General features: G+C 62.4%; 5 protein-coding genes. 2 read left to right on the plus strand and 3 right to left on the minus strand.

Annotation, left to right across the window (positions count from 1 at the left end):
- Together lysS and ACTHL0_RS18645 are read left to right on the plus strand one after the other, a co-directional pair.
- The coding region (gene lysS / locus ACTHL0_RS18640) for a lysine--tRNA ligase (RefSeq protein WP_440568313.1) at positions 1-1,031 on the plus strand (1,031 nt) is incomplete at its 5' end.
- Positions 1,032-1,288: 257 nt separating this feature from the next.
- On the plus strand, positions 1,289-2,047 hold the full coding sequence (locus tag ACTHL0_RS18645) for a glycine zipper 2TM domain-containing protein (protein ID WP_440568314.1): 759 nt from the start codon (positions 1,289-1,291) through the stop codon (positions 2,045-2,047).
- A gap of 231 nt (positions 2,048-2,278) precedes the next feature.
- Here ACTHL0_RS18645 and iscX read toward each other — a convergent pair whose 3' ends face one another.
- The 3 genes from iscX to ACTHL0_RS18660 all read right to left on the minus strand — a co-directional run.
- On the minus strand, positions 2,279-2,476 hold the full coding sequence (iscX, locus tag ACTHL0_RS18650; protein ID WP_440568315.1) for a Fe-S cluster assembly protein IscX: 198 nt from the start codon (positions 2,474-2,476) through the stop codon (positions 2,279-2,281).
- A gap of 20 nt (positions 2,477-2,496) precedes the next feature.
- Positions 2,497-2,838: an ISC system 2Fe-2S type ferredoxin gene (gene fdx / locus ACTHL0_RS18655; protein WP_440568316.1), complete on the minus strand. Its 342-nt coding sequence runs from the start codon at positions 2,836-2,838 to the stop codon at positions 2,497-2,499.
- A gap of 77 nt (positions 2,839-2,915) precedes the next feature.
- The coding region (locus ACTHL0_RS18660; protein ID WP_440568317.1) for an Hsp70 family protein at positions 2,916-3,635 on the minus strand (720 nt) is incomplete at its 5' end.

Here is a 3,635-nt window from a genome sequence, read left to right on the forward strand (position 1 = left end):
ACCGTCAGCGCTATGTCGATCTGATCGTCATGCCCGAGGCGCGCAACACCTTCATCGCCCGCACGAAGGCGATTTCGTCGATCCGCAAGTTCATGTCGGACGCCGAGTTCATGGAAGTCGAGACGCCGATGCTCCACCCGATCCCGGGCGGCGCTGCGGCCAAGCCGTTCACGACGCACCATAATGCGCTCGATATGCAGATGTTCCTGCGTATCGCGCCCGAGCTGTACTTGAAGCGGCTGATCGTGGGCGGTTTCGAGCGCGTGTTCGAGGTCAACCGCAATTTCCGGAACGAAGGGGTATCGCCGCGACACAACCCCGAGTTCACGATGATGGAGTTTTATGCCGCGTACACGAACTACACGTGGCTCATGGACTTCACCGAACAGCTGATCCGCCAGGCGGCGATCGACGCGCTCGGCACGGCCACCATCACGTACCAGGGCCGCGAGCTCGATCTGGCCAAGCCGTTCCATCGCTTGACGATCACGCAGGCCATCCGCAAGTACGCGCCCGATTACACCGATGCGCAGCTTGCCGATGCTGCATTCGTGCGCACGGAACTGAAGCGCTTCGGTGTCGATCCCGCACAGCCTACGTTCCTGAACGCGGGCATCGGCGCGTTGCAGCTGGCGCTCTTCGAAGAAACGGCCGAATCGCAGTTGTGGGAGCCGACGTACATCATCGATTACCCCGTCGAAGTCTCGCCGCTCGCGCGTGCGTCCGATTCGGTGGAAGGCATCACCGAACGCTTCGAGCTGTTCATCACGGGCCGCGAAATCGCGAACGGGTTCTCCGAGTTGAACGATCCGGAAGACCAGGCAGCGCGCTTCAAGAAGCAGGTAGAGCAGAAAGATGCCGGCGACGAAGAGGCGATGTACTACGATGCCGACTACATTCGCGCACTCGAATACGGCATGCCGCCGACAGGCGGTTGCGGGATCGGTATCGATCGCCTCGTCATGCTGCTGACCGACAGCCCGAGCATCCGCGACGTCATTCTCTTTCCGCATCTGCGTCGCGAGGACTGATGCGCGCACGCGACACGCGTTTGTAACGATCCGTAAAAGCCGCCGGCGAGTGATGCTCCCGGCGGTTTTTTTTCGCGATTCGGACCTCGCGAATCGCTGATTCATCCTACTCAGCGAGGACCGCTCGTTTTCGCACGCAGTCCGCACGGCGACGCACGTTACAAATTGAAACGATGGCCGCCAAGCGATGACGGACACTATCAGCGTTATCGTCATCACTGAGGGAAAGCCTCTTCCGTATCGACGGAGGTGCCGCCATGAACAATCCGACTACCTCGCCTCGTCGCCTGCACCCGCTGCTTGCGGTCTCCGCAGGCACGGTCATCGTCGCCAGCCTCGCCGCAACCGCCGCTATCACGGGTGTCTTCCCGAAAGCGTCGAGTTCCAGCGTACAGGACGACCGGTCGCAGGCAGCGCAAGTCGCGTCGCAACCGGTCATCGATTCCGCCGCCCCAGCCACGGCTGCAGCGATGACGGGCCAGCAGCAACCGGCTGAGTCGCGCTCGCCGCAAACCACGCAGGCCCAAACCCCCTCTCAGGCCCCCGGTCAAATCCCCTACTCGGGCCAGCCGGGTCAACCGTCGTACGCGCAGCAACCGTACAACGGCCAAGCGCCCGCGCCGCAACAGCTGGCTCAGCAGCCCTATGCACACGCGCAGCAGCCGAGCGGACAATCGGCGTACTGCTCGACTTGCGGCACCGTCGAATCGATCGTACCGATCCGGCATGAAGGCCACGGCACCGGTATCGGCGCGGTCGGCGGCGCGGTCGTGGGCGGCCTGCTCGGCAACCAATTTGGCCGCGGGAACGGCCGTCTGGGCATGACCGCGCTGGGCGCCGTGGGCGGCGGTTTCGCTGGCAACACGGTGGAAAAGCATCTGCGCAGCGAAACCGAATATCAAGTGCGCGTGCGGATGGAAAACGGCCGCCAGCGTTACTTCACGTACCGCGCAGCGCCGCCGTTCCAGCAAGGCGAACGCGTTCATATCGAACACGGAACACTCGCGGCAGGTTGAGCGCGGTCAGGTACGACCGCGTCGAGGAAGCCGGGAGGCGTTGGCGCCGGGAGGCGCCGAAAGCGGCCTGCTCTGAATCGGAGGCCGAGTTCAGCCAGCCACCCCGGCAAGCCCCGCGCGAGAACCTACCCGCGCTCAAGCAGCGCAAAAAAAAGCGACCACACCGAATGATGTGGTCGCTTTTTTACGCATGTGATGTGCGAAGGTTCGCCCGCTCAACGGCGGCAAGCCTTATTCGGCGGCGTCTTCGATCCAGGCCAGCTGAATCGCCTCCAGAATTTTCTCGCTCGACCGGTTCGGGTCGTCACTGAAGCCCTCGAGCTCCATGACCCACCGATGCAGATCGGTAAAGCGAATCAGCTGCGGATCGATTTCCGGATGCTTGTCGGTGAGGGCCATTGCGATGTCTTGTACGTCGGTCCACTTCATGGCTGCTCCTCCTTGGAAGCTCAATGATTTTCTTTCGCGTGGTTGATCGAATAGCGCGGAATTTCCACCACGAGATCCTTGTCTTGCGGCACGCGTGCCTGGCACGAGAGCCGCGAGCTCGGCTCGAGCCCCCAAGCCTTGTCGAGCAGATCGTCTTCGTCTTCCTCCGACGGCGTGAGCGCTTCGAAACCTTCACGCACGATCACATGACATGTGGTGCAAGCGCAAGACTTTTCGCATGCATGCTCGATTTCAATGCCGTGCTCGAGTAACGCGTCGCAGATGCTTTCGCCCGGCGCGGCCTCGATCACTGCCCCCTCCGGGCACAGTTCGACGTGGGGCAGGACAACGATTTGAGGCATAGGAAATTCCGTTCTGGCTGTATTGTGCGGAGCGGCAAACGCCGCTCGCCTTGTCATTGTAAAGCGGCGCGCACGCTTTAGATTTCGTCGAGCTTGCGGCCCTTCAAGGCGTTGCGAATGCTTTTATCCATGCGCCGCGCGGCGAATTCGTCGGTTTGCTCCGCCAGCGATTTCGTCGCGGATTCGATCGCATCGGCATCCTCGCCTTGCGCCGTATGGTGCAACGACGCCAACGTCTCGTCGATTTGCGCGCGCTCGTCGTCGGCGAGCAATTCGCCGTCGGCCGCGAGTGCCGCCTGGGTCGCCTCGATCAGACGCTGTGCCTCCACCTGCGCCTCGCGCAATGCCCGCGCACGCATGTCGATTTCGGCTGTACGGAAGCTGTCTTCGAGCATTCGCGCGATATCGTCGTCCGCCAGCCCGTACGACGGCTTGACGACGACCGACGCTTCGACGCCCGAGTGCTGCTCACGCGCGAACACCGACAACAAACCGTCGGCATCGACCTGGTACGTCACACGAATACGCGCCGCGCCGGCTGTCATCGGCGGAATGCCCCGCAGTTCGAAACGCGCGAGTGAACGGCAATCGGCGACGAGCTCGCGCTCGCCCTGCACAACGTGAATCGCCATGGCCGTTTGGCCATCCTTGAACGTCGTGAACTCTTGCGCGCGCGCAACGGGAATCGTGGAATTGCGCGGAATGATTTTCTCGACAAGCCCGCCCATCGTCTCGACACCGAGCGACAGCGGGATCACATCGAGCACCAGCCAGTCATCGCCCGGACGATTGCCTGC

It is taken from the genome of Trinickia sp. (genome assembly GCF_051961175.1).
Classification (GTDB): Bacteria; Pseudomonadota; Gammaproteobacteria; order Burkholderiales; family Burkholderiaceae; genus Trinickia.

What these genes read in the sequence shown, in the direction of transcription:
- ACTHL0_RS18645 (WP_440568314.1), top strand. Translation starts at nt 1,289, where the DNA reads ATGAACAATCCGACTACCTCGCCTCGTCGCCTGCACCCGCTGCTTGCG.
- iscX (WP_440568315.1), bottom strand. Translation starts at nt 2,476, where the DNA reads ATGAAGTGGACCGACGTACAAGACATCGCAATGGCCCTCACCGACAAG.
- fdx (WP_440568316.1), bottom strand. Translation starts at nt 2,838, where the DNA reads ATGCCTCAAATCGTTGTCCTGCCCCACGTCGAACTGTGCCCGGAGGGG.